Source organism: Bartonella vinsonii subsp. vinsonii (assembly GCF_902825235.1).
GTDB classification, from domain to species: Bacteria; Pseudomonadota; Alphaproteobacteria; order Rhizobiales; family Rhizobiaceae; genus Bartonella; species Bartonella vinsonii.
This window is the reverse complement of sequence record NZ_CADEAJ010000001.1, coordinates 240,920-267,549: the sequence shown is the minus strand read 5'-3', so window position 1 is coordinate 267,549 and position 26,630 is coordinate 240,920. Positions and strand designations below refer to the sequence as shown.

The following is a 26,630-nucleotide window of genomic DNA, read 5'->3' as shown; positions in this document are numbered from 1 at the left end:
TTTGTATTATAAATGCTTATTATATTGAAGATGCATAAATACCCCTTGATTTTTGTCTATAAAATTTCGATATCGAGAATAAGAAATCTTATGAAGGAATGGAATTTTTATGTCTGATGAAAAAAACAAATTTACTGACGCTTCATCTGAAAATTGTGATTTGAAAAATCCAGCTGATCGCGATGCACTTAAAAAAGCAGCGGATGCGTTTTTAAAAACACGTGAAGCAGAGGCGCGTGCGGAGGTTGAAGAGGAAGAAAATGAGTTTGCCGATCCATTGGCTGCTTTACAGAGCGAAAATAAAGAGCTAAAAGATCAGATTTTGCGTCTTGCTGCAGATATGGAAAACCTTCGACGCCGTACTGCACGTGATATAGCGGATGCGAAGGCTTATTCAATTGCGAGTTTTGCACGTGATATGTTATCCGTTTCTGATAACCTCAATCGTGCTTTGGAGGCTATTCCAGAAGGAGCAAAGGAGAATGATGCGGGTTTGAAGACATTAGCAGAGGGCGTAGAAATGACTGAGCGGGCGATGATAGCAGCGCTAGAACGTCATGGGGTACAAAAAATTCATCCAGAGGGACAAAAATTTGATCCTCACTTTCACCAAGCGATGTTTGAAATTCCTAACTCTGATGTTCCAGATAACACTGTTCAGCAAGTTGTTCAGGCCGGTTATATTATTGGTGAGCGTGTCCTGCGTCCGGCTATAGTGGGTGTAGCCAAAGGAGGAGCAAAAGAACCCTCTGTAGAACCTGATTCAGCTTAAAATACATCAGTTGTAACGCCTTCGGTGCAAGAATGTGCTCTTAGGTGGAGTTCTCCATATTCATAAATCTTTTATCAAAGAGAGCTCTAAAGGGTGTTAAAACACCCTTTTATCCTCTAAGTGCCCAACTTTTTTCCACAATATAAGGGGCATCGCTTGAGGGAGATGGCGATAATAATAAAACAAAGTGATTAACCTCAAAAGGTAGAAACGAGAAATCACTCCGAGAAGACAAATAAGAAGGAAGATCTTCAGGTTTAATATCGAGCAATCGCGCCAGAGTAATATGTGGAGTAAATTCTCTTTCATCAGGTGTTAGACCTAAATGGCTACGAATAGATTGCATTTTTTCATGTAAAAGGCTGAGAGTTTCACAAGGCTCAATACGAACAACAAGAGAATGTGGAGCATTTTCTGAACCAAAAACGTCAAACCCCCTTGGTTGTAGTACAAAAGGAGGGAGCTTTATTGTATCAAGGGCACGAATAAGCGCATCTGCTAGCGCGCTCTCAACTTCGCCAAAAAAAGACAAAGTGATATGAAAGTTTTTCGGATTAATCCACTGCGCGTTTGGCAGGCCATTTTGCAGTGATATGAGTGCTTCTGTTGTTTGTTGAGGAATCTGGAGAGCACTAAACAGACGTTGCATGGGTATCTCCTTACAATAAAAACGCCACCGTAAGTACAATGGCCGATAACAAGAGGCACGCATGTGCTCTTAAGGATAAGACAATATTGTAGAAAAAGAATGGCTAAAAAATGTCTATAATATTTAAATTCATAACGCTTAATTTATCTTAAGAAAATGGTTATGATACCAACAAAAGCCGTATTTTTATGAGTTGCATCAAAGAGATAGTGTAGCAGAAGAGAGCTTGTACTTTCATTATAAACACTACAAATAAAGTCTAAAAGTGGAAAATTGATAGATTTTAAAAGCTCATCTTCACATTTCTCTAAGGTAGCTTAACAACTAACATTCAGCAAAAGGTAAAATTTTTTTCTTTTTGTAAATATTTAACGATACATGTTAAGTGGGACAACCATAATACGCAACAAACACTCAAATGGTTCAAAGAGTGCTGAGACAAAAAGCAAGCGCAAATATTGCGCTCAATAGGGTTTCTGCAAGCATTTACGTCTATGACAATTATAAAACCGTAACAGATATGAACTTTGGTATTTTGAAAAGGAAAACAAGAAAGCCCACTCTGATAAAACGGAAAGCAGTTTTTCCTCATTCCAAGGATGCTCATACGTCTTTTTGGTGAAAAACTCTAATTCTCTTCTCCAAATTTATTATTGATGAGTTTTTCAAGAGCATCAAGAGCATCAGTTGCTTCTGGTCCTGAAACACGAATGGTAAGGTTGCAACCGGATGAAGCTGCTAACATCATAAGTCCCATAATTGATGAACCACCAACAATTTTTCCATCTTTTTCAACTTCAACAGTGGCATTGAAATTGTCAACAGTTTGGACAAATTTGGCAGAAGCACGTGCATGCAACCCACGTTTATTACAAATATTAAAATGACGACTTAGTTTAGATGGGAGAGGGTTTTTGGAAAGCATTAGTGTTAATTATCCGCTATAAAATCATACTGGTACATTAATATATTTACGCCCTGCTTCTTGCGCTATTTTTAATGCTTCTGATAATGAAATATCAGGACATTGCCGAATAGAAATGAGTTTAATGAGCATGGGTAAATTAACACCCGCAATCATCTCAACGCGTCCTTTTTCAACAGCAGAAATAGCCATATTTGAAGGTGTTCCACCGAACACATCTGTTAATATAATAACGCCATGGTTTGCATCTGTAGAGGAAACTGCGGCTATAATATCACCTCGGCGCTGATCTATGTCATCATCAGGATAGACGCATATTGTTGCGAATTTTTCTTGTGTTCCAACAACATGTTCCACTGCATGTAGAAATTCAACAGCCAGCTCACCGTGCGTTACAAGCACGAGTCCAATCATTTACACAAACTCCTATTAACTAAAGATCCGACCATATTGGTGGAAAGGATGTTTTACAAGGCTTTATACTGCTGCCAAGAAAAATTTGCAAAAAAAAGGCAAAAATAATATTTTTTATCTTTGGAAAAAAATTAGACAGATTTACACCATATTTTTCTAAAAAAGAATGCTTCAATAGCTTGGCAAATGGCTGTACAATCGGCTTCATGAAGGCTAGGGAGTTTTAAAAGGGGAATATGGAGATCTGCAAATTGAAAAGTTTGATTTGTGGAAAAGCGTTCATATTCAGGACCAAGACGAATAACGCAATCGATAGCTGTTTGTTTTTCAAACTCTATTGTATAAAGACCAACACCGCGAATCTCAATACCGCCTTGCAAACCTTCTGGAGTATATCCATAAAGTTTTCCATTTTCTACACGAAGCATTGTATAATCATCACTGATAAGTTTTGCTTCACGTTTTGACCATTCGGCACGGTCGAGTAAAGAAAGAGTAAGGGTTGATTTTCCTGATCCCGAAGGGCCTATAATTAACAGTCCCTTTCCTCCCAGTTGAAGGCAATTGGCGTGCAGTAGTTCACTTTTTGTTTTCATACCTTTTGCTTTGGATAAAGGATTTATTTAGCGAAGGGAAGCATAATAATAAAACGTGCACCAGTTTTACTCTTTCCAAATTCATGGTCAACAATATTTTCAGCTGTAATTGTTCCATTATGAGCCTCGATGATTTGCCGACTAATAGAAAGACCAAGTCCTGAATTTTGACCAAAAGCATCTTCGTTTGGTCGATCCGTATAAAAACGTTCAAAAATACGTTCAACATTCTCTGAACGAATACCAGGGCCATTATCTTCAATGATTAAAATAAGGGTTGAAGCCTGACTTTTCATTGTTATACAAATTTTACCATTATCATGGGGAATAAAGGAACGTGCGTTTTCAATGAGATTGGAAATGACTTGCCCCAAACGGAGTTCGTGACCCAAAACAAGATAGGCTTTTCCATGAGGACGTGGGACAATATTAAGGCTTACATCAAGGGTTTGTGTATTCCGGTATACTTCTTGGACAGCATGAACAAGACTTTCTAAAAGTGATGTCATATCAACAATCTGTGCGGTTTCACGAGCAAGCTCTGCATCTAGCCGCGAGGCATCAGAAATATCAGTAATCAAACGATCAAGACGATGTACATCATGTTGAATAATTTCTAACAATTTTTCCTGTGCTTCTTCATTTTTAGCCAGTGGCAGCGTTTCAACAGCACTTCGTAGTGAGGTAAGTGGATTTTTTAATTCATGGCTTACATCGGCAGCAAAACGTTCAATGGCTTCAATACGCATATAAAGAGCATTGGTCATATCACGAATAGAGGTTGAAAGGTGACCAATTTCATCTTCACGCATTGAAAAATCAGGAATTTCTACGCGCTTATTATTGCCATTGCGCACACGGTTAGCAGAAGCAGATAATTTGCTGAGTGGATGGGCAATTGTATGAGCTAAAAAGAGAGAAAGTACCAAAAGCACGCTGCTTACAACGGCAAAGACTTTAAAAATCACTAATCTTTCGCCCTTTACAATATTGTCAATATCTGAACCGGTTGTTGAAAGAAGAAGTGCTCCCACCACTGCACGATAACGTTGAACAGGAACGGCAACTGAAACAATTAGTTGACCTTGTCTATTGCGTCGTTTGGCAGTTGCAACAGATCCGTTTAATGCTCGGTATACTTCTGGATAGGCAATACCTCGATTTTTTGTTTGTTCTCTGTCAAGAGCAATACCATTGCCATAAAATGTATTTGATAGCCATGAAGTGAGATGTTCCCACATATTTTTTTTTGTTTTAAGTGGAGGTAAATCATAGCTAAAAACTTCACCACTAGAATAAAGAACGCGCGAATCAAGAAGGAGAGTAGCATCCCGATCATAGATACGTGCCCTTGTTGTTTTAGGCTTAATAAGGCGTCGTAAAAGAGGAGCAACTTGTTCTGGATTAATAGGAAAGTCCCACGAGTCAATTGATTGAGGCGCGGGTGTAACGCTTTCCCCAGCGTGCAATTCTAGAAGTTTTTGAGGATCAATGAGAATAGAATTTGGATCTACCGTTGCGGAAGCAGCAATGGCTCCAGCAATAATTTTTCCTTGGATGCATAGACTTTTCATCGTCGCTTCAATCAAACCATCGCGAAATTGATTAAAGTATAAAATGCCTGTCACCAAAACGGCGAGAGCCGCAATATTTAAGATGACAATACGACGTGTAAGACTAGAAAACAGCAATTGTCTAAGGAGACGTTGTATTCGAAAATGCAAATGGGGAAACATAGAAAATGGTGCTGAAGGGGTACCACTTGATATCGTTTTTTTTAGAGTTTCCAGTTGAGTACTTTTTGTCATCGATTTGGTTGCCGTTCACGCTTTTGCAACAAAATAGTTTCATACTTCGTGGAAACGATAGCCTACACCATAAAGTGTTTCAATCATTGCAAAATCATCATCCACTTGTTTAAACTTTTTACGCAGACGTTTAATGTGACTATCAATGGTGCGATCATCTACATAGACTTGATCACTATAAGCGGCATCCATCAAAGCATCACGACTTTTCACAACTCCTAGTCTTTGTGCTAAAGTTTGTAGAATCAAAAATTCTGTGACAGTCAGAATAACAGGTTTATCTTTCCATGTACAGGTGTGTCGTTCTTGATCCATCACAAGATCTCCGCGTTTGAGAGAAGAGGTAGGAGAGGTACCTGTTGTAAGCGGTTGATTACGTGCATTGGAACGACGTAAAATAGCTTTCACACGCTCAATGAGAAGACGTTGAGAGAAAGGTTTGGTAATAAAATCATCAGCTCCCATTTTGAGACCAAAGAGTTCATCAATTTCATCATCTTTAGAGGTAAGAAAAATAACAGGAATATCAGATTTTTGACGCAAACGACGCAAAAGTTCCATTCCATCCATTCGAGGCATTTTAATATCAAAAATAGCTAAATGTGGAGGATGGAGTGTGAGACCTTTGAGTGCAGATGCTCCATCTGTGTAGCTTTCAACCCGATAGCCTTCTGTCTCAAGCGCAAAAGATAAAGATGTCAAAATATTGCGGTCATCATCAACAAGTACAATCGTTTGCGTGACTGTTGGTGTATCTTTCATGGCTTCTTAGACCTTTCTATTGCTATGATAGCAAACAACCCACGCTATTTATATGGGAGTTCACATTTTTTTTGCAAAACAAATATGGTACAAATTATAGCAGAGTAAAAATGCTTTTACTTTTACGATAAAAGCTTGTTTTATCTTTGCAATTTTATAATGCTTTTGTGTGCGTTAAGATCCCTTTGCTTGAGAGAAAATGTTTATAGGAGCATTTTTTATCAAAGTTTATTGTTGTCTTTATCCAATTTTATCAAAGTTTGTTGTTGTCCCTGTTCCATAATTGCACAAATTTGTTTTGATTGTTGAAGTTTAGAAAACATGCCTATCTGTTTTATTTACGAGCAAAGATAAATAGAAGTGTGGTGACATATGCACAAAAAATTGCTTCCACTGCACAAAAGGAGGCTACAATGGGATTGTTTCATTTTATTAAGACGGTTGGAGAAAAACTTGGTATTGGGGATCGTGAGCCAGAAGAGAAAGATTTTAAGGCTGCATTTGATAATTTTCGATTCAGAGCAGAAAAAGTGAATATTCGGGTTGAAAATGGTAAAGCTATTTTAAGTGGGGAGGTTCCAGATAGAGAAACTCTTGAAAAAGTACTTTTAGTTGTGGGAAATTCACAGGGCATCTCTTCTGTTGATATTGACCAATTGAAGATTGCAAAGAGTGTGTCCACAAAAGTTTCTCGCTTTTATGAGGTTAAATCTGGTGATAACCTTTGGAAAATTGCTGAAGAAGTTTATGGGAAAGGGCAAGGTGATAAAAACACATTGATTTTTGAAGCTAATAAACCAATGCTAAAATCTCCCGATAAAATTTATCCTGGACAAGTTTTGCGTATTCCTGAAGTTGATCATGTTTAATTCAGAGAGATAATTAAGTTTTCATTTATTTTATATTGCCAAACAAATGATTCAAGGAGTGCGAAGAAAATTTTTGCACTCCTTATATATTGAACTGTACATTGAAGCGTAATGAAAGAGCTTAGTGCGTAGAATCTGATTTAGGATGTGCTTTATCTCCCAGTGCATTTACAGAGAAATCAATGCCAATTGTTCCTGCTTTCTCAAAAGTCAGCTTTGCACCAATTTTTTCACCTAGCTTGAATGGTTGTGAAAGCCCCACGAACATAATATGATTACCACCGGGTTTAAGGGAGATCTCACCATTGCCTGGAATTTCAATGCCATTGTGCATTTTTTCCATATTCATAATATCGTTAACGACTACCATAGAGTGGATTTCTGTTGTTTGTACTCCGTTTGTTGAAACAGAAATCAAACGATCTGGGGTATTGCCGTGATTAATGATGTAGAGATAACCGCTGCTTACTTTTACACCTCTGGGTGTTGCCCGTGTCCAAGGATGAAGAATTTCTATGTCTCCAATTTTATATTGCTGAGCGGTTGCGGGTATGGCTATGCAAGTAAAGAGAAGAGTCCACACGACATTTTTGAGTGGATATTGTGCGAGAACTAGATTTCTGGATATGAAATTCTTTATTCTTCCAACAATAAATATTATCATTGATTTACCCTCCTTCGTGAGATTCACTTCACTCTATTTTTAGCAGAATTTTTGTTCAAAATAAAAGAAAGAATTACCAAAGTTATACGAATTTACATGTAAAAAAGGGGGGATTCTTTTTTAAAAGAAGCCAATAAGGTGTGCCATGACAGTATCCTTAAAGCAAAAAGACTAAGGGGGCTGCTTTATATATTTGCGAATGAATATTTAGGTAAAAAGAAGGTTATGTCGGGTATATTTAAAGCATGGGATCCAAAGAAAAATGAACAATTAATGGCCAGAGGCGGAGCTTTTGAGAATAAATTGATAGACAAAGCTCTTCTCCTTCTATTAAACAAGCTGAGGTTTGATGCTTAGGCAGGGGGATGTAAGAAATATCTCATCTCTTAATTACATGAGTATGTGGGGACTATGAGCGGTTTGGCTAAGGAAGGTTTATGGTATTTGTATCATAAGTCATTTGTGTCTTAACAATATTTAAAAAAATCTGTGAGTATTTTCTGTGCCTATGAGAGATCAACAAAAAGTGCACCATTCTTCATCTTTGATTTTTTGATTGTTATAGGTTGGTATTTTATGGGCATAAATTAAAGAGATGTTATGATGTTCGCTTCATTAAAAGAGGGCGTTTACGTATAAGCAGAGTGCTTATTTGAAAAGAAAATTTTATTTTCTGGATGTTTCTCTCATTCTTCTCTTGTAGCGATAAGAGCCTGTTCTTATATACGGAGCAGAAAAGGCTTGTTGCGACTTGCAGCTTATTGTTTGTGTAACTTTGAAGTAAGGTGCAGGCTTTTAAGTGTTATGAGGAGCTGTCTTAGAAAGATGCTTGATGAAGGTTGAGGTAGCTTGCTGAATGGAGATTATAATATGGCAAAAGTAATAGGTATTGATTTGGGGACAACTAACTCTTGTGTCGCTGTTATGGATGGCAAAAACGCAAAGGTTATAGAAAATTCAGAAGGGGCACGAACAACACCTTCTGTTGTTGCTTTTACTGATGGAGGAGAACGGCTTGTTGGGCAACCTGCTAAACGGCAAGCGGTTACGAACCCTGAAGGGACGGTTTTTGCAGTTAAGCGCTTGATTGGTCGCCGTTTTGATGATCCCATGGTTGAAAAAGATAAAGCGCTTGTGCCTTATAAGATTGTTAAAGGCGATAATGGTGATGCATGGGTTGAAGAAGCAGGTAAGAAATATTCTCCGTCACAAATTTCAGCTATGATTTTGCAAAAGATGAAAGAAACTGCGGAGTCTTATCTTGGTGAAAAAGTTGAGCAAGCGGTTATTACTGTTCCTGCCTATTTCAATGATGCACAACGTCAAGCAACCAAAGATGCAGGTAAAATTGCTGGACTTGAGGTTTTGCGGATTATCAATGAGCCAACAGCTGCTGCTTTAGCATATGGTTTGGATAAAAAAGACGGAAAAACCATTGCTGTTTACGACCTTGGTGGTGGTACATTTGATATTTCTGTGCTTGAAATTGGAGATGGTGTTTTTGAAGTTAAGTCAACCAATGGAGATACTTTTTTAGGCGGTGAAGATTTTGACATGCGCTTGGTTGGTTACTTTGCTGATGAATTCAAGAAAGAACAAGGGATTGATCTAAAAAATGATAAATTGGCATTGCAGCGCTTAAAAGAAGCAGCAGAAAAAGCAAAGATTGAACTTTCTTCTTCACAACAAACGGAAATCAATTTGCCATTTATTACAGCAGATCAATCCGGTCCCAAGCATTTGACAATGAAGTTAACGCGGGCAAAGTTTGAGTCTCTCGTTGATGATTTGGTTCAACGTACTATAGAGCCTTGTAAAGCCGCATTAAAAGATGCGGGGCTAAAAGCTGGTGAGATTGACGAAGTTGTTTTAGTGGGCGGTATGACACGTATGCCCAAGATCCAAGAAGTTGTGCAAAACTTTTTCGGCAAAGACCCACACAAAGGTGTTAATCCCGATGAAGTTGTAGCAATGGGTGCTGCTATCCAAGGAGGGGTATTACAGGGCGATGTGAAAGATGTGTTGCTCTTGGATGTGACACCTTTGTCTTTGGGGATTGAAACGTTGGGCGGGGTTTTTACACGTCTGATTGAACGCAATACCACTATCCCAACGAAAAAATCGCAAGTTTTTTCAACAGCTGATGATAATCAAAGTGCAGTGACTATTCGTGTTTTCCAAGGTGAACGCGAAATGGCTAGTGATAACAAGTTATTGGCTCAATTTGATCTTGTTGGTATTCCACCAGCACCGCGTGGTATGCCTCAGATTGAGGTTACTTTTGATATTGATGCGAATGGTATTGTCAATGTATCTGCTAAAGATAAAGGGACAGGTAAAGAACATCAAATTCGTATTCAAGCATCAGGTGGTTTAAGTGACGCTGACATCGAAAAAATGGTAAAAGATGCAGAGGAACATGCGGCTGAAGACAAAAAACGCCGTGAAGGTGTTGAAGCTAAAAATCAAGCGGAAGCTCTTATACATTCAACTGAGAAGTCATTGACTGAATATGGTGACAAGGTATCAGCTGCAGATAAAGAACAAATTGAAACGGCAATATCTGATTTGAAGTCTGCACTTGATGGTACTGATACTGAAGAAGTAACAGTAAAAATGCAGAAATTAGCAGAAGTCAGTATGAAGCTTGGACAGGCTATGTATGAAGCTTCACAAACAGCAACAGACAACACTGAAACAGATACAAAGGATGATGATGTTGTTGATGCTGATTTTGAAGAAATTAATGATAAGAAGAAATAGTGTAAGCAAATGCATTGATTACTTAATAAACCCGGTCTTCGAAAGAGAAGGCTGGGCTTTATTATTTGGGATAAGTTGCAACTTTTTTGCTAAAAATATAAATTAAAAGAAAATCTTATCCGTAAAGATGGATGACAAAAAATTTATCAGGAATACATGATGAAAGTAGATTATTATGAAATTCTTGGCGTAACTCGTGAATGTGATGATAAAAAGTTGAAATCTGCTTTTCGTAAGTTAGCAATGCAATATCATCCTGATCGCAACGCAGGGGATAAAGAGGCTGAGCGGAAATTTAAAGAAATTGGTGAAGCTTATGAAGTTCTCAAAGATCCTCAAAAGCGTGCAGCTTATGATCGCTTTGGTCATGCGGCTTTTGAAAATAGTGGCCGTGAGGGAGCAAATCCCTTTGGTGGATTTGCTGCGGGTGGTGGATTTGCTGATATTTTTGAAGATTTTTTTGGTGAAATTATGGGAGGGATGCACCGTAAGCGCAATGATGGCCGCGAGCGTGGTGCTGATCTGAGTTATAATATGGAAGTGACCTTGGAAGAGGCATTTTCAGGAAAAACCGCGAAAATTAATATTCCGAGTTCCGTTACTTGTGATGTTTGTGAAGGATCAGGCGCGAAAAAAGGCTCTAAGCCACAAGTTTGTGGAACGTGTCATGGAGCTGGTCGTGTGCGTGCTGCACAAGGTTTTTTTTCTATTGAACGAACATGTCCTGCATGTCATGGACGGGGTGAAACTATTACAGATCCATGTCCAAAATGTCAGGGGACGAGACGGGTGGAGAAAAAACGTTTATTGAGCGTGAATGTTCCAGCTGGTATTGAAGATGGTACGCGTATTCGTCTTTCTGGTGAGGGAGATGCAGGAATTCGTGGTGGTCCTAGCGGCGATCTTTATATTTTTCTTTCCATTAAACCGCATGAGTTTTTTCAGCGGGAAGGAGCAGATCTTCATTGTCGTGTACCTATTTCGATGGTGACAGCTGCTTTAGGAGGTGAATTTGAAGTTTCCGACCTTGATGGTGTCAAAACACGTGTTAAGGTTCCAGAAGGTACACAAAATGGGCGTCAGTTCCGTCTTAAAGGCAAAGGAATGCCAATGTTGCGTCGTCAGCAAGTAAGGGGCGATCTTTATATTCATATCACTATTGAAACACCTCAGAAATTAACGCAGGAGCAACGCGAATTGTTGCAAAAATTTGAGAAGCTTTCAAATCATGAGAATTCACCACAATCGCATGGTTTTTTTTCACGTATGAAGGAATTTTTTGAAAATATTTCGGGACAAAATTAATGAATACGCATTCATGAATGGATTATGTGTATTCCTGTAGAAATAAAAGATGAATAATCTTTCATAGAGAGAAGAGGGAAATTCAATTTTATCCTTGCTTAATGAACAAAACGACCTTCATTTTGTGAAGGGATGTTTTGGTTTTTCGTAATGCTTTTGTTGCTCTCTTTAAGGGAGTTTATATAGTAATAAGAATACAATAGAAGTTGATGCTAAAGGTTTTCTGATGTGATATTATCAATAATCCACATTTATATTTATTTGCGAGCTATCAATATTGCGATTCCTCTTACTTGAGACAGTCCATAAGGGAATGAGAAATGGAGAGATCTTGTGTTCAGTGAATTTATTTAAAGTGCAAAACGATTAATTATCTTTATAAATCAATAATTGTATATATTCATTGTTAAAGACCCAGTATAGGATAAAATCATTGCGTTAAATGTACGGTATGGCTTAAGAGTTTTTTAAATTCTTCTTCCGAATTTTATACATAAAATTGTAGGACAATAACATTTTGTACACTTATTTTGTTCAATTTTTTTGATACTAATTCTTTTTAGAGAAGCTATCTTAGATTTATCATAATTCAAAGAGAAATGGACGATTTTCAGGGGGGGATGGATAGAGTAAAACTTGTTTTAAATTCGTTTTCACTTTTTCTAGATGTCATTAAGAGAAGGCAAAAAGTGATAAGGAGGCTCTTTTTATGGATGATGTTGAAAACAGTGCTGCAGATGTTTTTGAAAAACAAGCAGCGTTTTTATCGTCTGCTTTACCCTATATGCAGAAATATGAAAATGAAACAGTGGTTGTAAAATATGGCGGTCATGCTATGGGGGATGCTGCTTTGGGGCAGGCATTTGCACGTGATATTGCTCTATTGAAGCAATCAGGAATTAATCCTATTGTTGTTCATGGCGGTGGACCTCAAATTGCTGAAATTTTAATGAAAATGGGGATTGAATCACGATTTGAAAACGGTTTGCGCGTGACCGATGAGCGGATCGTTGAAGTGGTGGAAATGGTTTTGGCAGGTTCCATAAACAAAGAAATTGTTGCTCTTATCAATGCTGAGGGTGAATGGGCAATAGGGTTGTGCGGCAAGGATGGCAATATGGTTTTTGCTGAAAAGGCATATAAAACTGTCATAGACCCCGATTCGCATATTGAACGTGTTTTAGATTTAGGATTTGTTGGCGAACCTGTTGAAGTTGATCGCACATTGTTGGATCTTTTGGCATGTTCTGAAATGATTCCAGTTCTTGCTCCTGTAGCTCCAGGCCGTGATGGCAAAACCTATAATATTAATGCTGATATTTTTGCCGGAGCCATTGCCGGTGCATTAGAGGCAAAACGCCTTTTATTTCTCACCGATGTTCCTGGTGTCTTAGATAAACAGGGTAAACTTTTAAAAGAATTAACAATTTCTGAAGCTGAAAACTTTATCAGAGATGGAACAATTTCAGGAGGTATGATTCCAAAAGTAGAAACATGTATAAAGGCTCTTCAAAATGGTGTAGAGGGTGTTGTTATTTTAAATGGTAAAACTCCCCATTCTGTCTTGCTAGAATTGTTTACTGAACAAGGTGTTGGAACACTTATTGTTTCATAAGGTGTACAGAAAATTGGAGGAAGAAGCCTTTCATGGTTGATATAAAAGAATTGAAACGTCCGTTATTAAGCAAACAAGAATTGGTGTTATTTGCTGCGACAATATTGTGGGGCATTACTTTTTTAGTGATTCACATAGCGGTACGCTATAGCGGTCCTCTCTTTTTTGTTGGATTCCGCTTTACCGTTGCATCATTTCTGTGTGGGGCGATTTTTTGGCGCTCTATGAAAGGCATAACAGTTTATGAAATTTTTGCTGGTATGGCTATTGGTTCAGGAATGTTTTTTGGTTACGCTTTGCAAGCTATGGGGCTTCAAACAATTATTAGCAGTCAATCGGCTTTTATCACGGCGCTTTATGTTCCTATAGTTCCAATATTGCAATGGATTGTTTTTAAAAAACCTCCCCGTTTAGCATGTTGGATCGGTATTGTTTTCGCTTTTATTGGGCTTATACTTATTTCTGGACAAAAGCTGGGAAATTTTGATTTTTCAAAAGGTGAACTTCTGACTTTGTTAGGTGCTTTAGCAATTGCTGGAGAAGTTATACTTATAGGAATTTTTGCCAACAAAGTTGATAGTCGACGTGTAACGATTATACAGTTATTTTTTGGTGGTCTTTTTTCATTTTTTTCTATGCCTTTTATGGGTGAAAGCATTCCTGAATTTTCATGGATATGGGTAAGTATCGGTATAGGATTGGCATTGATGAGTGCTATCATTCAATTAGCAATGAATTGGGCACAAAAGTCTATTTCGCCTACGCGCGCAACACTTATTTACGCAGGTGAACCTGTATGGGCTGGTATTGTTGGGCGTTTAGCTGGTGAACGTTTGTCCCCTTTAGCTTTATTGGGAGGAGCACTTATTCTGATAGGGATCGTTGTGGCTGAATTGCAACCTTCACAATGGCGTAAAAAAAGATAAAGTGATTGAGAAAATTGATTAACTTTGCCTCTCTCTTATTATGCGTTTATTTCATGATATTTTTACTTAAAGAGCTTTCATTTTTGTTGTTTTTTCAACAAAACTAAGCAGATTCTCTATGCTTTTCACTTTTAGATAGAAGAAAAGGAATCTTTTAGGAAATATGCTTTTTTAAAACGAGTTTGCGCAAAAGAGCATATTTTTGAAGTTTTAACAGTTAAGAAGATGAATTGCTCAAATATTAAGCTTTTTTATTTTGTGTAAAATGAAAAAAGCGGGTCTATTACGTCCAAATAGCAATAGTTTTTGCAAATTTTATCACAAGTCTAAGCTCTATATGCATTTCGAGTATTGTCCGCGCATAGGGGAGATAAGGCTTAATGGATATGAGAAAATTGAGAGCATTTGCGTCCTTATTAATCATTGGTATTGAGTTTTAGCAAACAAAGGTCTCATTTTTAGATTATGAGAAATTGTGTTTATAGAGGCTCTTTTCCTTTGATTTTTCGAAAGCTTTTCAAAGAAACATAATTGGTCTTTGCGTTTTGTACCATTCTTTGCTAAATCGCCTCGTATGACAATAGATCGTAATTATATCCGTAATTTTTCCATTGTGGCGCATATTGACCATGGAAAATCGACTTTGGCTGATCGTCTGATTCAAATAACAGGAGGGCTTGAGACACGAGAAATGAAAGAGCAAGTGCTCGATTCCATGGATATTGAGCGTGAACGTGGAATTACTATTAAAGCACAAACAGTGCGTTTGCACTATAAAGCAAAGGACGGTGAGACTTATATTTTAAATCTTATTGATACGCCTGGTCACGTTGATTTTGCTTATGAGGTATCGCGTTCATTGGCAGCTTGTGAAGGTTCACTTTTGGTTGTAGATGCGAGCCAAGGTGTAGAGGCGCAAACATTGGCGAATGTTTATCAAGCTATCGATAATTCTCATGAATTGGTTGTTGTGCTCAATAAGGTTGACCTTCCAGCAGCAGAACCTGAACGTGTTAAAGAACAAATTGAAGATGTGATTGGCATTGATACCTCTGAAGCCGTCGAAATATCAGCAAAAACAGGTTTGGGAGTTCCTGATGTTTTGGAAGCAATTGTTACTCAGTTGCCATCTCCACGTACTGGTGATGTTAACAAACCTTTAAAGGCAATGTTGGTTGATAGTTGGTATGATAGTTACCTTGGTGTCATCGTTTTGGTGCGGGTGATTGATGGTGTGTTGAAAAAGGGACAAACTATTCGCATGATGGGGACAGGAGCAAGATATCTCGTTGAACGGGTTGGAGTCTTTACCCCCAAAATGGTTCATGTTGATGAATTAGGACCAGGAGAGATTGGTTTTATAACAGCTTCTATTAAAGAAGTTGCTGATACACGGGTTGGTGATACCATTACGGAAGAACGGCGCCCCTGTGAAGAGGCATTGTCTGGTTTTAAACCTGCACAACCGGTTGTCTTTTGTGGACTTTTTCCCATTGATGCTGCTGATTTTGAAGATTTGCGTGCAGCCATGGGAAAGTTGCGTTTAAATGATGCAAGTTTTTCCTTTGAAATGGAAACATCGGCAGCTTTAGGGTTTGGCTTTCGTTGTGGATTTTTAGGGCTTCTTCATCTCGAAATTATTCAAGAGCGATTAGAACGTGAGTTTAATTTAGATCTCATTGCGACAGCGCCTTCGGTTGTGTATCGTATGAATATGAATGATGGCTCTGTCAAAGAATTGCATAATCCAGCTGATATGCCTGATATTGTTAAAATTTCTTCCATTGAAGAACCATGGATTCGGGCGACAATCATGACTCCTGATAACTATCTTGGTGCAATTTTAGAGCTTTGCCAAGAACGGCGGGGAGTCCAAGTGAGTTTGTCCTATGTAGGAACGCGCGCTATGGTTACATACGATTTGCCGCTGAATGAAGTTGTTTTTGATTTTTATGATCGTTTAAAGTCAATCTCGAAGGGATATGCTTCCTTCGATTATCAAATGACAGGTTATGCAGAGGGCGATCTGGTTAAAATGTCTATTTTGGTAAATGGAGAGTCTATTGATGCATTGTCGATGCTTGTACACCGTACGATTGCGGAAAGGCGCGGACGCTCAATGTGTGAAAAACTAAAAGATCTTATTCCTCAGCATATGTTTCAGATTCCAGTTCAAGCAGCGATTGGTGGTAAAATCATTGCACGTGAGACAATTCGTGCGTTGCGTAAAGATGTGACGGCTAAATGTTACGGGGGTGATGTGACGCGTAAACGCAAACTTTTAGAAAAGCAAAAAGAAGGCAAAAAGCGGATGCGCCAATTCGGAAAAGTAGAAATTCCGCAGTCAGCTTTTATTCAAGCGCTTAAAATGAATAAATAATGAAAAAGGGAGAATTTTCCCTTATTGATTACGCTTTTTATCAATAAGCGAAGAAGTTTGAGGCGTGATTTTTAATCACGCAAAAGATCATTAATGGACGTTTTTTCTCGTGTTTTTTGATCAACGCGTTTGACTATAACAGCGCAATAAAGATTTGGTCCTGCTTCACCGTTTGATAATGGTTTGCTGGGAAGAGAACCTGGAACAACAACACTGTAGGCTGGTACTTCGCCTATAAAAATTTCACCTGTTGTACGATCAATGATCTTTGTAGATTTTCCAATAAAGACTCCCATACCTAAAACAGCGCCTTCACGGATAATACAGCCTTCAACGATTTCAGATCGCGCGCCGATAAAACAATGATCTTCAATAATCGTTGGATTTGCTTGTAGTGGCTCTAAAACACCTCCAATTCCAACGCCCCCAGAAAGATGGACATGTTTACCAATTTGTGCGCAAGAGCCAACGGTAGTCCATGTATCAACCATTGTTCCCTCATCTATAAAGGCACCAAGATTTACAAAGGAGGGCATCAAGATGACATTTGGAGCAATGTAGGCAGAATGGCGCACGATTGCTCCAGGGACGGAACGAAAGTCGGCTTTTTTAAAGTCTGCTTCTTGCCAACCAGAAAATTTTGAGGGAACTTTGTCCCACCAAGATGTTCCATTTATCCCACCAGAAATAATTTGCATAGGATTAAGTCGAAAAGAGAGAAGAACGGCTTTTTTTAACCATTGATGAACATGCCATTGCCCATCTTTTTGACGTTCTGCAACACGGATTTCACCTTTATCAAGAAGGTTTAATACATAATCGACACTCTCGCGAATTTCACCCTTTGTCGTAGTATTGATAGAATCACGGTCTTCAAAGGCTTTTTCAATAACTATTTCAAGTTGTGTAAGATGAATCATGGTAAGAGTTCCGTTAAACAAGTTGAAAGCTTCAAGATTTATTCTCTATGACCTACGCGAAGAAATGTTTTCAGTCAAATAAAACGATGAAGAAATAGGACAGATGTATGACAAAAAGCTATAAAGAAAAAAGAAAAGAGGAAAAAAAGAGTTGGTGTTCATTTCTTCACGTGAAGGAAGCTCTACAACAGGTACATACAATCTCCCGTTCAGCACAAATGTGTTCGCCTACTTATCGTTTGGCCTATCTTGACCAAGAGTTTATGATGCGTCCTGAACTACGCTCACAACGTATTGGACTTGAGTTTTTAAAGCCAGAAATAATGCTTCAAGAATGTAATATTCAATCAACCGTTGTTTTATTTGGTGGTGCACGTATTCCTCAACCTGGACAAGAAGCGTGGGCGGCAAAAAATGAAACACAAAAGAAGAATTTGCATGCTCTGTCGCATTATTACAATGAGGCAAGGGAATTTGCACGTTTGTGCTCATGCTATTCTGCTATGACTGAGTATCGTGAATTTGTAGTTGTCACAGGGGGAGGACCAGGGGTAATGGAAGCAGGAAATCGTGGTGCTTCTGATGTTGGTGCACCAACAATTGGTTTAAATGTTGTTTTGCCCCATGAGCAATCGCCTAATTCTTATGTGACTCCACATTTATGTTTTAATTTTCATTATTTGGGGATGCGCAAAATGCATTTTTTAATGCGGGCAAAAGCATTAGCCGTTTTCCCTGGAGGATTTGGTACTCTGGATGAGTTGTTTGAGACGTTAACTTTAATACAAACGGGACGGATGAAACGGGTTCCGATTTTATTATTTGGACAAGAATTTTGGGATAACGCGATTAATTTTGATTATTTATCAGCGCAAGGTACGATCTCTCCTTCAGATCTCACACTGATAACATTTGTCAATACAGCAGCGGAAGCTTTTGAAGAAATTCGTGTCTTTTATAAGCTTTCTTAAATCATTGTTGAAGAAGCTACTTTGCAGGAAAGCTAATATTCCACTTTGGTCAAATAAAGTCCTGAAGGCGGTGCGACGACACCACAACGTGTGCGATCTTTAGCATGAAGAGCTGCTTCAAGATCATTTGCTGTCCAGCGTCCGATACCTACTTCCATGAGGCTTCCTGCAAAGGAACGAATTTGATGATGAAGAAAAGAGCGGGCTTGTGCATAGAGAAAGATCTCCTCTCCTTCTCTTTGAACATCAAGACGCTCTAAGGTGCGAATAGGGCTTTTGGCTTGGCAATGTGCAGAGCGAAAAGTGGTAAAATCGTGTTGCCCTACAAGTTTTTGAGCCGCTTCATGCATGGCTTCAGCATTAAGGGGTTTTGGCAACCACCATACGCGTTTAGCATTTAGAGCAGGCGGAGAGCGGCGATTGAGAATTTTAAAAAGATAATGGCGTTTGATTGCGGAAAATCGCGCATCAAAGCTATCGGGAACGTTTTCTACCTTCAAAATCGAAATACTCTCCCCCTGTTTTTGTAAATGTGCATTGAGTGCATCGCGTACAGTATGGGAGCCCCAGTTTTTTTCAAAATCAACATGCGCAACTTGCCCCGTAGCGTGTACACCTGCATCAGTTCGACCTGCTGTTGTAATGGTCAATTGTTGTCCACAGAAGCAAAAAATGGCTTGTTCGAGAGCTCCTTGTACAGTGTACAACTCTGTTTGACGTTGCCAACCAGCATAATTTGAGCCATCATATTCAAGAGTGAGTTTAAAACGGGGCATATTAAAAAACAGCCGAAATATGAGCGCCTCGCAAGAATGTTGCGCTATCAAGAATTTTGCCACCAGATCTTTGCAGATGGGTTATTTCAAGACGCCCTTGTCCGCAATGAATAATCAAAGAATTTGGTTCTCTCCGACCAATTTCAAGAGAAGGACCTGTCGTTAAACGACTTCCAAGAATTTTCACACGTTCTTCTCTATCACCAATATGCATGTTACACCAGCAACCAGGAGAGGGGGAAAGTGCGCGGATATACCTATGAATAAGTTCGGCAGGCTTTGTCCAATCAATGCGGGTCTCTTCCTTTTTGATTTTGGAGGCATAGGTTATACCTTTCCCTGATTGTGGGGTCAGTTTAAGCTGTCCTTTTTCAAGAGCCAATAGAGCTTCTATCATAAGTTTTGCGCCTATATGTGAGAGTTTATCTGAAAGTTCAAAGGTCGTCATGTTATCGGTGATCGGGATAGAATGGGAAAGCGCGATAGGCCCCGTATCCAGTCCTTCATCCATTTTCATAATCATCATTCCCGTTTCTTTATCCCCAGCCATAATTGCACGTTGAACAGGTGCAGCGCCGCGCCAACGTGGTAAAAGTGAAGCATGGGCATTAAAACAACCAAAACGGGGTATTTCAAGAATGGCTTTCGGTAAGAGAAGTCCATAGGCAACAACAACAGCAGCATCAACACAAAGCGCTGCAAATTGGGCTTGTTGTTCGGCTGTTTTAAGTGTTTGCGGTGTGAAGACAGGAATGGATTTTTCTTGTGCTGCATTTTGCACAGGTGAGGGGATAAGTTTAAGACCACGACGTCCTGCTGGACGAGGGGGTTGACTGTAAACAGCTACAATCTCATGACCAGCATCCAACAAAGCATGTAAAATGGGAACAGAAAAATCAGGCGTTCCCATAAAACTTAATCGTAATGCCATTATAAAAGTGCTTCCTCTGTCTTTTTCTCTTTTGCGTGTTTTTTAAATTTCCGTATCACCATATCACGTTTGAGTTTCGAAATATGGTCAATAAAAAGACAGCCATTTAAATGGTCAATTTCGTGTTGTAAACAAGTAGCTAAGAGATTGTCTGCTTCAATTTCTGTTTGTTTTCCTTCACGATTTTGATAGCGAACACAAAGGCGTTTTGGACGTTCAACTTCTGCATAATATTCAGGAATGGAAAGGCAGCCTTCTTTGTAAATATTACGTTCCTCTGAAAGCCATAAAATTTCAGGGTTTATAATAACAAGTGGATTTTTCGCGTCATCATTTCCAGAGACATCAATGACCAACATACGCAGTGGTATGCCGATCTGAATAGCAGCAAGACCAACACCTTTAGCATGATACATAGTCTCCAGCATGTCATCAGCAAGCTGCTGGAGAGCTGAATCAATATGCTCAACAGGTTTGGATATTTCCCGTAAAATCGGATCAGGTAAGGTAACTAAAGATTTAAGTGGCATAAGCGTAGATTAAACAATGGTGTGTTATGGGTCAATATTTAAATAACAGATTCTTGCGCGCTTTTTTACGATAAGAGCGTTATATTACTTCTCATGTTTGATTCGTTTTCTTCTTTGCTGCTTATTGATGGATCTTTAGTTCAATTGGTGATTTTGTTTTTATTTATACTGGTTTGCTTAGCCTTTTTTATGTTGATACATTCTCATCGAAAAAAGGGACTTTTGGAAAGTGAAATTGCTGAACGCGCTCGTGAAGCACAAATACAGATGGAGGCATTGTTAAAAACACAAGCTGAAATGCAAGGACGAATGCAAACTATGGCAGAAATTTTTGGTCAAAGGCAAGCTGAATTAAATAAGTCTATAAGTGAGCAACTCAATGGGATGACAACCAATTTGGGTCAAACGCTTCAGGTACAAACCAAATCTACTTATGAAAATTTGAATCGTTTGCAGGAGCGTTTAGCGGTCATTGATGCGGCACAAAATAATATCCAATCGCTTACAGGACAAGTTGTTCAGTTGCAGGCTATTTTAAGCAATAAGCAGACGCGTGGCACTTTTGGTCAGGGAAGGATGGAAGCAATTATTGCCGATGCTCTACCGGCTAATGCTTATGTTTTTCAGGCCGTTCTTTCAAATGGAAAACGACCAGATTGTCTCATTCACATGCCGAATAAGGCCCCTTCTCTTGTTATTGATGCTAAATTTCCTCTGGAAGCTTGGAATGCCATGCGTAAAGCAGCAACGGCGCAAGAGCGTCAGGAGGCAGAACGCCAATTTCGCACCGACATGGAAGTTCATATTCGCGATATTGCGCAGAAATATTTAATTCCTGGAGAAACACATGATACCGCTTTTCTCTTTGTGCCATCAGAATCGATTTTTGCAACAATCTATGAAGATTTTGAACCATTGGTACAAAAAGCCAATCGATCGCATGTGATTATTGTCTCACCGTCTTTGTTGATGTTATCTGTTCAGGTTGTACAAACTATTATGAAAGATGCGCGAATGCGTGAACAAGCCCATTTGATTCAATCAGAAGTAACAAAATTAATGGAAGATTTTGGACGAATGGATACGCGTGTCCGCGCTTTACAGAAGCATTTTTACAAAGCGGGTGAGGATATAGAGGCTATTTTAATATCATCCTCCAAAATTATGAAACGGGCTAATCGTATTGAAACTTTTGAATTAAAAGAAAAGGACTCTTTGCCAACGAAAATGGCTGCTTCTGTGCAGCCCAAAACATTGCCTTTGGTTGATGAGGAGTGAAGTGAATCTTTCCAGCACAACGAGAGTTCTTTATTGATTAGTAATAATTTTTTAGTATCCATATCTCATTCATTTCCTAATGAGAGGAATAAAGATATGCGACACCTTTTGTTTTTAGGGGCATTGGTGTTTTTGCTGGAGGGATGTGCAACAGCACCTCCGAGATATATCAACAATGCTTGCGCCATTTTAGCGCAGAAAGATGGCTTTTTTGATAATTGGGGAAGAGCTTCTAAACGTGCCGAAATGCGTTATGGAATTCCTATGTCTATTATTCTTGCGACTATTAATATGGAATCGAATTTTCGGCACAATGCACGTCCTGCGCGCACAAAACTTCTTGGTTTTATTCCATGGAAGCGCCGATCGACAGCGTATGGCTATTCCCAAGCACTTGATAGTACATGGGCAATGTATCTCCGTTCCGCGGGAAGACCTTATGCACGGCGTACAAATTTTGCAGATGCTGCTGATTTTGTTGCTTGGTATCATCGCCAGACTGTTCAACGCAATGGTATAAGGTTTAATGATGCCTATAGCCTTTATTTAAATTATCATATGGGTCACGGGGCTTATGCTCGCAGTGGAGGTTATGTCTCTACAGCACTTGCACAGGCAGCACAGCGTATGGAAAACTTGTCCAGAAAGTATGAACAGCAATTGAAAACATGTGGATGGCGTTAGAAAGGGGGATTCTGACTCAAAAGACTGGATTGGTTTTAAAATGGATACGAATGCAGAATTTCTTACTCAGAGGGTATGATTTTGGGAAGGGCTATATTTAAGGCATCAAGGCAACAAAAAAATCCCAAGAAAGTCCCAAGATTTTTTTGTAATGCATTTGAGAAGATCATGTGATCTTGTAGCAAAGATCTTTAAGATCTCTGTGAAAAAGAAGATGCAGGATTAAGAGGTAAAAAGTTTACTATAAAAGCCAGAAAACTGAATATCTCAAAGGGTATCGATGAGTAAAGATCTCCAGAACCGTACTTTTGTGAAAAATAAAGAAACAGTGACCATTTCTTTAAAAATGATGGTCTTGGAATAGTATAAAGTTAAGAACACCCATATTTTCTGCCATATTTTCTGATTGAAAAGAGTGAGCTATTTCAAAACTGAAATGATTTCCTTTCAATTCATTCATAAAAAGACCGCCTCCTACCTTACAAAGGAGGAATAAGACAGTCTATAAAGATGCTTCAATTACTTTTTGTAAAATAGATTAGTGTAGAGTTACAATTTGAAGTTCATGTTCGTTGGCGCCTGCAAGAGCGATAGAGCGCTCATCAGACAAAATGATTGGATAACCTGTTTCACCAAAGAGCGCCCATATTGTAATGCCGGGTGTCATTGGTGGAAGATCTGGAAAATTTTTAGCTAGGTCATCTGTGCAAACCTTTTTTAAATAAGCAATCTGCCCTGCATCAAAATGGGCGGTACTTTGCAACAACAAGTTTTGTTTGTGTTCTCCCATTTTATTATTCCTTTATGCCTTAGTTTTTACTACTCATTACTATTGACTTTGATTGGAATCTGTTTTGTTTGTTTTTTTGCTTTTGGTTGATGTAGATTAATTGATAAGAGACCATTTTTCAACTCGGCATTTGCAACGTGCATTCCCTCTGCAAGAACAAAAGTACGTTGGAATTGACGTGCTGCTATACCGTGATATAAATATTGATGGTTTTGATTATCTGTTTGCTTACCATGAATGATTAATTGATTATCATCGAGTAAAATATTAAGATTGTCAACTTTGAACCCAGCAACAGCCAAAGTTATGCGTATGTGATTTGCGTCATCATTTTTGTGTAAACGCTCAATATTATAGGCTGGATAAGCCTCATCGGCTTTACCAATACGACGCAAGGTTTTTTCTATCGTTTCAAATCCTAAAAGAAAGGGATTGGAGAAAGGCGTCACATGTGTCATTGTGAATGTCCTCTTCAAAGCGGCTTTACTTGACCAAACTTTATAAAAAATGTTTGCTGCATGCCTCTCATATGGCGAGCGTGGGTGATAAGTTCAAGAGAGAAGATGAGAGAGTACAATGGCTCAGAGAACAAGTAAATTGTTAAAGATGCAAAAATCTTCTGAAATATTATATAGCGAAGACGAAATTGAAGAAATCTTTCGCCGTTTTTCTGTTCAACGCCCAGTTCCGAAGAGTGATCTTATCTATACCAATGTTTTTACTCTTTTGGTTGCGGTTATTCTTTCGGCTCAAGCGACAGATACGAGTGTTAATAAAGCAACTAAAGAATTATTTCGCCTTGCTGATCAGCCGGAAAAAATGGTTGCATTAGGAGAAGAAGAAATTGCACGCCATATTCGTACAATTGGCCTTTGGCGTGCAAAAGCGCGTAATGTTTATGCGCTTTGCAATTTTTTAATTGACCAATATGGCGGTAAAGTGCCTGAAAAACGTGAAGATCTTATGTCCCTCCCTGGAGTGGGGCGAAAAACGGCGAATGTTGTTTTGAATGTTGCTTTTGGTCATCCAACACTAGCGGTAGATACGCATATTTTGCGTCTTGGAAACCGTCTTGGTTTAGCACCTGGCAAAACACCAGAGATTGTTGAAGAAAAGTTATTAAAGATTATTCCTATACATTATCTGCATCATGCACATCATTGGCTTATTTTACATGGGCGTTACATTTGTCAAGCGCGTAAAGTACAATGTACGCAATGCATTATTGCTGATTTGTGTAAAGCAGCAATCAAAACAAATGCAATTCCAGCACCTTTGGTTGAAGTTCAAGGAAACGGTGCTCCAATTTTTTTTTGATACGCTCTTGCTATTTTGTGTATACTAGCTTATGAAAACGCTGTTGGAGCCGCTCGGCAGGGCATGCCGTGGCTGTTTAAATGCGTGTTCAAGCATTGGTCCGCTTGAATAAATAAATTCTGAGTGAATAAATTCACTGAAATGAATAATGTATAAAATGTATGGAGTAGCAAAATGCCCAAGATGAAGACCAAATCATCCGCTAAGAAGCGGTTTAAAATCACTGCGTCAGGTAAAGTTAAAGCAGCAGCAGCAGGTAAACGCCATGGCATGATTAAACGTTCGAATAAGTTTATTCGCGATGCGCGTGGAACGATGGTTTTATGCGAACAAGATGCTAAAAAAGTTGTTCAGTGTTATTTGCCAAATAGTCTATAAACCTTACGCTTTTGATTTTTAGGAGAGTATTACATGGCACGTGTAAAAAGAGGTGTGACAGCGCACGCAAAACACAAAAAAGTTCTTAAACAGGCTGAAGGTTTTTACGGTCGTCGTAAAAATACCATTCGTGCGGCTAAGGCAGCAGTTGATCGTTCTAAGCAGTACGCGTATCGTGATCGCAAAAATAGAAAACGGACTTTCCGTGCTTTGTGGATTCAGAGAATTAATGCAGCTGTTCGCGCAGAAGGCTTAACTTATGGGCGCTTTATTGATGGTTTATCGAAAGCGGGTATAGAAATTGATCGTAAGGTTCTTTCAGATATAGCAGTTCACGAAGCAGCAGCATTTTCTGCTTTAGTTGCTTCTGCAAAAAAGGCTTTGGAATATTTAAAGGACACAACACCTAATGCTTTTGAGGGCGCTGTCAAATAAGCCAGTCGTGTTCTCTTAAAGCATTTATTTATTCGGGATCCCGTACTGGTTGTTACTGGTGCGGGTTTTTTTCTATTCACAAAAATAGGCAAAGATATGAGCGATATTGAGCGTCTGGAACAAGAAATTTGTTTAGCTTTAGAAGCAGCTAATGATGAACAGGCACTTGAGACAGTGCGTATTGCAGCATTAGGCAAAAAAGGCAGTATCTCTGAAAGGTTAAAAGCATTAGGAAAGATGGATGCTAGTGAGCGCCATAAAGTTGGACCAGTTCTTAATGGATTAAAAAATCGCATTTTAGAATTATGGACGCAAAAGCGTGATCTTTTGAAACGCCAAGCAATGGATGCGCGCCTTTCTAATGAAACGGTTGATGTTACTTTGCCTGTGCGTTCTTCACCTGTAGAACGGGGACGTATTCATCCTATTTCGCAGGTGATTGAAGAAATTATAGCCATTTATACGAAGATGGGTTTTTCACTTGCAGAGGGACCAGATATTGAAACAGATTATTATAATTTTACGGCATTGAATTTTCCGGAAGATCATCCAGCGCGCGAAATGCATGATACCTTCTTTTTTGATGCTGATAAAACGGGAGAGCGGAAATTATTACGCACCCACACATCCCCTGTACAAATTCGTACGATGGAAAAACAAAAAGCACCAATACGTATCATTATTCCGGGAAAAACGTATCGTATGGATTCGGATGCAACGCATTCACCAATGTTTCATCAGGTAGAGGGTCTTGTGATTGATAAAATCTCTACCATAGCGCATATGATGTGGCTTCATGAGACTTTTTGCAAAGCCTTTTTTGAGGTTCCTTCTGTGAAGATGCGTTTTCGTCCCTCTTTTTTTCCTTTTACCGAGCCTTCTATGGAGGTGGATATTCAGTGTGATCGTTCTGGTTCAGAAGTGCGCTTTGGGGAAGGAGAAGACTGGTTGGAAATCTTGGGATGTGGAATGGTGCATCCTCATGTATTGAAAAATGTAGGTTTAGATCCCGATGAGTATCAGGGTTTTGCATGGGGAATGGGCATTGATCGCATTGCTATGTTGAAGTATGGTATGCCCGATTTACGGGCTTTCTTTGATGCTGATCTGCGTTGGTTAGATCATTATGGCTTTCGCTGTTTTGATATGCCTGCTTTTTTCCAAGCTTAGAC

At 38.9% G+C, this 26,630-nt stretch carries 27 protein-coding genes; 14 read left to right on the top strand and 13 right to left on the bottom strand.

From position 1 onward, the window contains the following. The first annotated feature begins 109 nt into the window (after positions 1 to 109). Positions 110 to 772, top strand: coding sequence for a nucleotide exchange factor GrpE (gene grpE, locus J7R12_RS01085; protein ID WP_126602222.1), 663 nt, complete (start codon positions 110 to 112; stop codon positions 770 to 772). Between the two features lie 109 nt (positions 773 to 881). Here the strand turns inward: grpE and thpR are convergent, their stop codons facing one another. The 6 genes from thpR to J7R12_RS01055 all read right to left on the bottom strand — a co-directional run bounded on the left by thpR (position 882) and on the right by J7R12_RS01055 (position 5,926). Then, entirely contained in the window at positions 882 to 1,421 is a 540-nt protein-coding gene (gene thpR, locus J7R12_RS01080; RefSeq protein WP_126602224.1) for an RNA 2',3'-cyclic phosphodiesterase, read from the bottom strand. Positions 1,422 to 2,049: 628 nt separating this feature from the next. Continuing rightward, positions 2,050 to 2,346: an HPr family phosphocarrier protein gene (locus J7R12_RS01075; protein ID WP_010704553.1), complete on the bottom strand. Its 297-nt coding sequence runs from the start codon at positions 2,344 to 2,346 to the stop codon at positions 2,050 to 2,052. A 24-nt stretch (positions 2,347 to 2,370) separates the two neighbouring features. After that, positions 2,371 to 2,760: a PTS sugar transporter subunit IIA gene (locus J7R12_RS01070; protein WP_126602227.1), complete on the bottom strand. Its 390-nt coding sequence runs from the start codon at positions 2,758 to 2,760 to the stop codon at positions 2,371 to 2,373. A gap of 131 nt (positions 2,761 to 2,891) precedes the next feature. Beyond that, positions 2,892 to 3,356: an HPr kinase/phosphatase C-terminal domain-containing protein gene (locus tag J7R12_RS01065; protein ID WP_126602229.1), complete on the bottom strand. Its 465-nt coding sequence runs from the start codon at positions 3,354 to 3,356 to the stop codon at positions 2,892 to 2,894. Positions 3,357 to 3,379: 23 nt separating this feature from the next. Next, the gene (locus tag J7R12_RS01060; RefSeq protein ID WP_126602231.1) at positions 3,380 to 5,164 is read right to left on the bottom strand and encodes a sensor histidine kinase; all 1,785 of its coding nucleotides are present in this window, start codon (positions 5,162 to 5,164) and stop codon (positions 3,380 to 3,382) included. Positions 5,165 to 5,203: 39 nt separating this feature from the next. Then, on the bottom strand, positions 5,204 to 5,926 hold the full coding sequence (locus tag J7R12_RS01055; protein WP_126602233.1) for a response regulator transcription factor: 723 nt from the start codon (positions 5,924 to 5,926) through the stop codon (positions 5,204 to 5,206). A 413-nt stretch (positions 5,927 to 6,339) separates the two neighbouring features. Here J7R12_RS01055 and lysM point away from each other — a divergent pair, with 413 nt between their 5' ends. Beyond that, positions 6,340 to 6,795 carry a peptidoglycan-binding protein LysM gene (lysM, locus tag J7R12_RS01050; RefSeq protein ID WP_126602235.1) on the top strand — a complete coding sequence of 152 codons (456 nt, stop codon included), beginning with the start codon at positions 6,340 to 6,342 and terminating at the stop codon, positions 6,793 to 6,795. A gap of 121 nt (positions 6,796 to 6,916) precedes the next feature. Here the strand turns inward: lysM and J7R12_RS01045 are convergent, their stop codons facing one another. Continuing rightward, positions 6,917 to 7,459: a copper chaperone PCu(A)C gene (locus tag J7R12_RS01045; RefSeq protein WP_126602237.1), complete on the bottom strand. Its 543-nt coding sequence runs from the start codon at positions 7,457 to 7,459 to the stop codon at positions 6,917 to 6,919. An 870-nt stretch (positions 7,460 to 8,329) separates the two neighbouring features. On the opposite strand from J7R12_RS01045, the gene dnaK reads away from it, so the two are divergent. The 5 genes from dnaK (at position 8,330) to lepA (ending at position 16,448) form a co-directional block, all read left to right on the top strand. Beyond that, positions 8,330 to 10,222, top strand: coding sequence for a molecular chaperone DnaK (gene dnaK / locus J7R12_RS01040; RefSeq protein WP_126602239.1), 1,893 nt, complete (start codon positions 8,330 to 8,332; stop codon positions 10,220 to 10,222). A gap of 159 nt (positions 10,223 to 10,381) precedes the next feature. Beyond that, positions 10,382 to 11,527 carry a molecular chaperone DnaJ gene (gene dnaJ / locus J7R12_RS01035; protein ID WP_126602241.1) on the top strand — a complete coding sequence of 382 codons (1,146 nt, stop codon included), beginning with the start codon at positions 10,382 to 10,384 and terminating at the stop codon, positions 11,525 to 11,527. A 709-nt stretch (positions 11,528 to 12,236) separates the two neighbouring features. After that, positions 12,237 to 13,142, top strand: a complete 906-nt coding sequence (gene argB, locus J7R12_RS01030) for an acetylglutamate kinase (protein ID WP_126602243.1) — start codon at positions 12,237 to 12,239, stop codon at positions 13,140 to 13,142. A 32-nt stretch (positions 13,143 to 13,174) separates the two neighbouring features. Further along, on the top strand, positions 13,175 to 14,068 hold the full coding sequence (locus J7R12_RS01025; RefSeq protein ID WP_126602245.1) for a DMT family transporter: 894 nt from the start codon (positions 13,175 to 13,177) through the stop codon (positions 14,066 to 14,068). Positions 14,069 to 14,642: 574 nt separating this feature from the next. Beyond that, positions 14,643 to 16,448, top strand: coding sequence for a translation elongation factor 4 (gene lepA, locus J7R12_RS01020; protein WP_126602247.1), 1,806 nt, complete (start codon positions 14,643 to 14,645; stop codon positions 16,446 to 16,448). 71 nt (positions 16,449 to 16,519) lie between these two features. On the opposite strand, the gene dapD is transcribed toward lepA, so the two are convergent. Then, positions 16,520 to 17,368, bottom strand: a complete 849-nt coding sequence (dapD, locus tag J7R12_RS01015) for a 2,3,4,5-tetrahydropyridine-2,6-dicarboxylate N-succinyltransferase (RefSeq protein ID WP_126602249.1) — start codon at positions 17,366 to 17,368, stop codon at positions 16,520 to 16,522. A gap of 107 nt (positions 17,369 to 17,475) precedes the next feature. Between dapD and J7R12_RS01010 the strand changes: the two genes are divergently transcribed. Further along, positions 17,476 to 18,339, top strand: coding sequence for an LOG family protein (locus J7R12_RS01010; protein WP_126602252.1), 864 nt, complete (start codon positions 17,476 to 17,478; stop codon positions 18,337 to 18,339). A 32-nt stretch (positions 18,340 to 18,371) separates the two neighbouring features. Here the strand turns inward: J7R12_RS01010 and truA are convergent, their stop codons facing one another. The 3 genes from truA to def are packed head-to-tail and all read right to left on the bottom strand — an operon-like array spanning position 18,372 to position 20,576. Next, a complete protein-coding gene (gene truA / locus J7R12_RS01005; RefSeq protein WP_126602254.1) occupies positions 18,372 to 19,115 on the bottom strand; it encodes a tRNA pseudouridine(38-40) synthase TruA in 744 nt (247 codons plus the stop codon). 1 nt (position 19,116) lies between these two features. Next, entirely contained in the window at positions 19,117 to 20,046 is a 930-nt protein-coding gene (gene fmt / locus J7R12_RS01000) for a methionyl-tRNA formyltransferase (protein ID WP_126602256.1), read from the bottom strand. Next, positions 20,046 to 20,576, bottom strand: coding sequence for a peptide deformylase (def, locus tag J7R12_RS00995; RefSeq protein WP_126602258.1), 531 nt, complete (start codon positions 20,574 to 20,576; stop codon positions 20,046 to 20,048). The genes fmt and def overlap by 1 nt, the downstream gene beginning before the upstream one ends. 93 nt (positions 20,577 to 20,669) lie before the next feature. Between def and J7R12_RS00990 the strand changes: the two genes are divergently transcribed. Continuing rightward, positions 20,670 to 21,854: a DNA recombination protein RmuC gene (locus tag J7R12_RS00990; protein ID WP_126602260.1), complete on the top strand. Its 1,185-nt coding sequence runs from the start codon at positions 20,670 to 20,672 to the stop codon at positions 21,852 to 21,854. 96 nt (positions 21,855 to 21,950) lie between these two features. Further along, the gene (locus J7R12_RS00985; RefSeq protein ID WP_126602262.1) at positions 21,951 to 22,538 is read left to right on the top strand and encodes a transglycosylase SLT domain-containing protein; all 588 of its coding nucleotides are present in this window, start codon (positions 21,951 to 21,953) and stop codon (positions 22,536 to 22,538) included. A 538-nt stretch (positions 22,539 to 23,076) separates the two neighbouring features. Here J7R12_RS00985 and J7R12_RS00980 read toward each other — a convergent pair. Both J7R12_RS00980 and J7R12_RS00975 read right to left on the bottom strand, forming a co-directional pair. Continuing rightward, entirely contained in the window at positions 23,077 to 23,328 is a 252-nt protein-coding gene (locus J7R12_RS00980) for a BQ00720 family protein (protein WP_126602264.1), read from the bottom strand. Positions 23,329 to 23,357: 29 nt separating this feature from the next. Beyond that, positions 23,358 to 23,786: an Hsp20 family protein gene (locus tag J7R12_RS00975; protein ID WP_126602265.1), complete on the bottom strand. Its 429-nt coding sequence runs from the start codon at positions 23,784 to 23,786 to the stop codon at positions 23,358 to 23,360. Between the two features lie 118 nt (positions 23,787 to 23,904). On the opposite strand from J7R12_RS00975, the gene nth reads away from it, so the two are divergent. The 4 genes from nth (at position 23,905) to pheS (ending at position 26,628) form a co-directional block, all read left to right on the top strand. Continuing rightward, positions 23,905 to 24,645: an endonuclease III gene (gene nth, locus J7R12_RS00970; protein WP_126602267.1), complete on the top strand. Its 741-nt coding sequence runs from the start codon at positions 23,905 to 23,907 to the stop codon at positions 24,643 to 24,645. A 174-nt stretch (positions 24,646 to 24,819) separates the two neighbouring features. Further along, positions 24,820 to 25,023, top strand: coding sequence for a 50S ribosomal protein L35 (rpmI, locus tag J7R12_RS00965; RefSeq protein ID WP_126602269.1), 204 nt, complete (start codon positions 24,820 to 24,822; stop codon positions 25,021 to 25,023). Positions 25,024 to 25,056: 33 nt separating this feature from the next. After that, a complete protein-coding gene (gene rplT / locus J7R12_RS00960) occupies positions 25,057 to 25,458 on the top strand; it encodes a 50S ribosomal protein L20 (protein WP_004862306.1) in 402 nt (133 codons plus the stop codon). A 96-nt stretch (positions 25,459 to 25,554) separates the two neighbouring features. Then, entirely contained in the window at positions 25,555 to 26,628 is a 1,074-nt protein-coding gene (gene pheS, locus J7R12_RS00955) for a phenylalanine--tRNA ligase subunit alpha (RefSeq protein ID WP_126602271.1), read from the top strand. Positions 26,629 to 26,630 lie beyond the last annotated feature (2 nt).

Coding starts and splice junctions, on each gene's coding strand:
- J7R12_RS00990 (WP_126602260.1), top strand. CDS start 20,670: ATGTTTGATTCGTTTTCTTCTTTGCTGCTTATTGATGGATCTTTAGTT.
- J7R12_RS00975 (WP_126602265.1), bottom strand. CDS start 23,786: ATGACACATGTGACGCCTTTCTCCAATCCCTTTCTTTTAGGATTTGAA.
- grpE (WP_126602222.1), top strand. CDS start 110: ATGTCTGATGAAAAAAACAAATTTACTGACGCTTCATCTGAAAATTGT.
- J7R12_RS01060 (WP_126602231.1), bottom strand. CDS start 5,164: ATGACAAAAAGTACTCAACTGGAAACTCTAAAAAAAACGATATCAAGT.
- J7R12_RS01010 (WP_126602252.1), top strand. CDS start 17,476: ATGACAAAAAGCTATAAAGAAAAAAGAAAAGAGGAAAAAAAGAGTTGG.
- J7R12_RS01045 (WP_126602237.1), bottom strand. CDS start 7,459: ATGATAATATTTATTGTTGGAAGAATAAAGAATTTCATATCCAGAAAT.
- truA (WP_126602254.1), bottom strand. CDS start 19,115: ATGCCCCGTTTTAAACTCACTCTTGAATATGATGGCTCAAATTATGCT.
- J7R12_RS01025 (WP_126602245.1), top strand. CDS start 13,175: ATGGTTGATATAAAAGAATTGAAACGTCCGTTATTAAGCAAACAAGAA.
- fmt (WP_126602256.1), bottom strand. CDS start 20,046: ATGGCATTACGATTAAGTTTTATGGGAACGCCTGATTTTTCTGTTCCC.
- J7R12_RS01075 (WP_010704553.1), bottom strand. CDS start 2,346: ATGCTTTCCAAAAACCCTCTCCCATCTAAACTAAGTCGTCATTTTAAT.
- J7R12_RS01065 (WP_126602229.1), bottom strand. CDS start 3,356: ATGAAAACAAAAAGTGAACTACTGCACGCCAATTGCCTTCAACTGGGA.
- lysM (WP_126602235.1), top strand. CDS start 6,340: ATGGGATTGTTTCATTTTATTAAGACGGTTGGAGAAAAACTTGGTATT.
- J7R12_RS00980 (WP_126602264.1), bottom strand. CDS start 23,328: ATGGGAGAACACAAACAAAACTTGTTGTTGCAAAGTACCGCCCATTTT.
- argB (WP_126602243.1), top strand. CDS start 12,237: ATGGATGATGTTGAAAACAGTGCTGCAGATGTTTTTGAAAAACAAGCA.
- def (WP_126602258.1), bottom strand. CDS start 20,576: ATGCCACTTAAATCTTTAGTTACCTTACCTGATCCGATTTTACGGGAA.
- dnaK (WP_126602239.1), top strand. CDS start 8,330: ATGGCAAAAGTAATAGGTATTGATTTGGGGACAACTAACTCTTGTGTC.
- lepA (WP_126602247.1), top strand. CDS start 14,643: ATGACAATAGATCGTAATTATATCCGTAATTTTTCCATTGTGGCGCAT.
- J7R12_RS01070 (WP_126602227.1), bottom strand. CDS start 2,760: ATGATTGGACTCGTGCTTGTAACGCACGGTGAGCTGGCTGTTGAATTT.
- dnaJ (WP_126602241.1), top strand. CDS start 10,382: ATGAAAGTAGATTATTATGAAATTCTTGGCGTAACTCGTGAATGTGAT.
- J7R12_RS00985 (WP_126602262.1), top strand. CDS start 21,951: ATGCGACACCTTTTGTTTTTAGGGGCATTGGTGTTTTTGCTGGAGGGA.
- thpR (WP_126602224.1), bottom strand. CDS start 1,421: ATGCAACGTCTGTTTAGTGCTCTCCAGATTCCTCAACAAACAACAGAA.
- dapD (WP_126602249.1), bottom strand. CDS start 17,368: ATGATTCATCTTACACAACTTGAAATAGTTATTGAAAAAGCCTTTGAA.
- pheS (WP_126602271.1), top strand. CDS start 25,555: ATGAGCGATATTGAGCGTCTGGAACAAGAAATTTGTTTAGCTTTAGAA.
- rplT (WP_004862306.1), top strand. CDS start 25,057: ATGGCACGTGTAAAAAGAGGTGTGACAGCGCACGCAAAACACAAAAAA.
- nth (WP_126602267.1), top strand. CDS start 23,905: ATGGCTCAGAGAACAAGTAAATTGTTAAAGATGCAAAAATCTTCTGAA.
- J7R12_RS01055 (WP_126602233.1), bottom strand. CDS start 5,926: ATGAAAGATACACCAACAGTCACGCAAACGATTGTACTTGTTGATGAT.
- rpmI (WP_126602269.1), top strand. CDS start 24,820: ATGCCCAAGATGAAGACCAAATCATCCGCTAAGAAGCGGTTTAAAATC.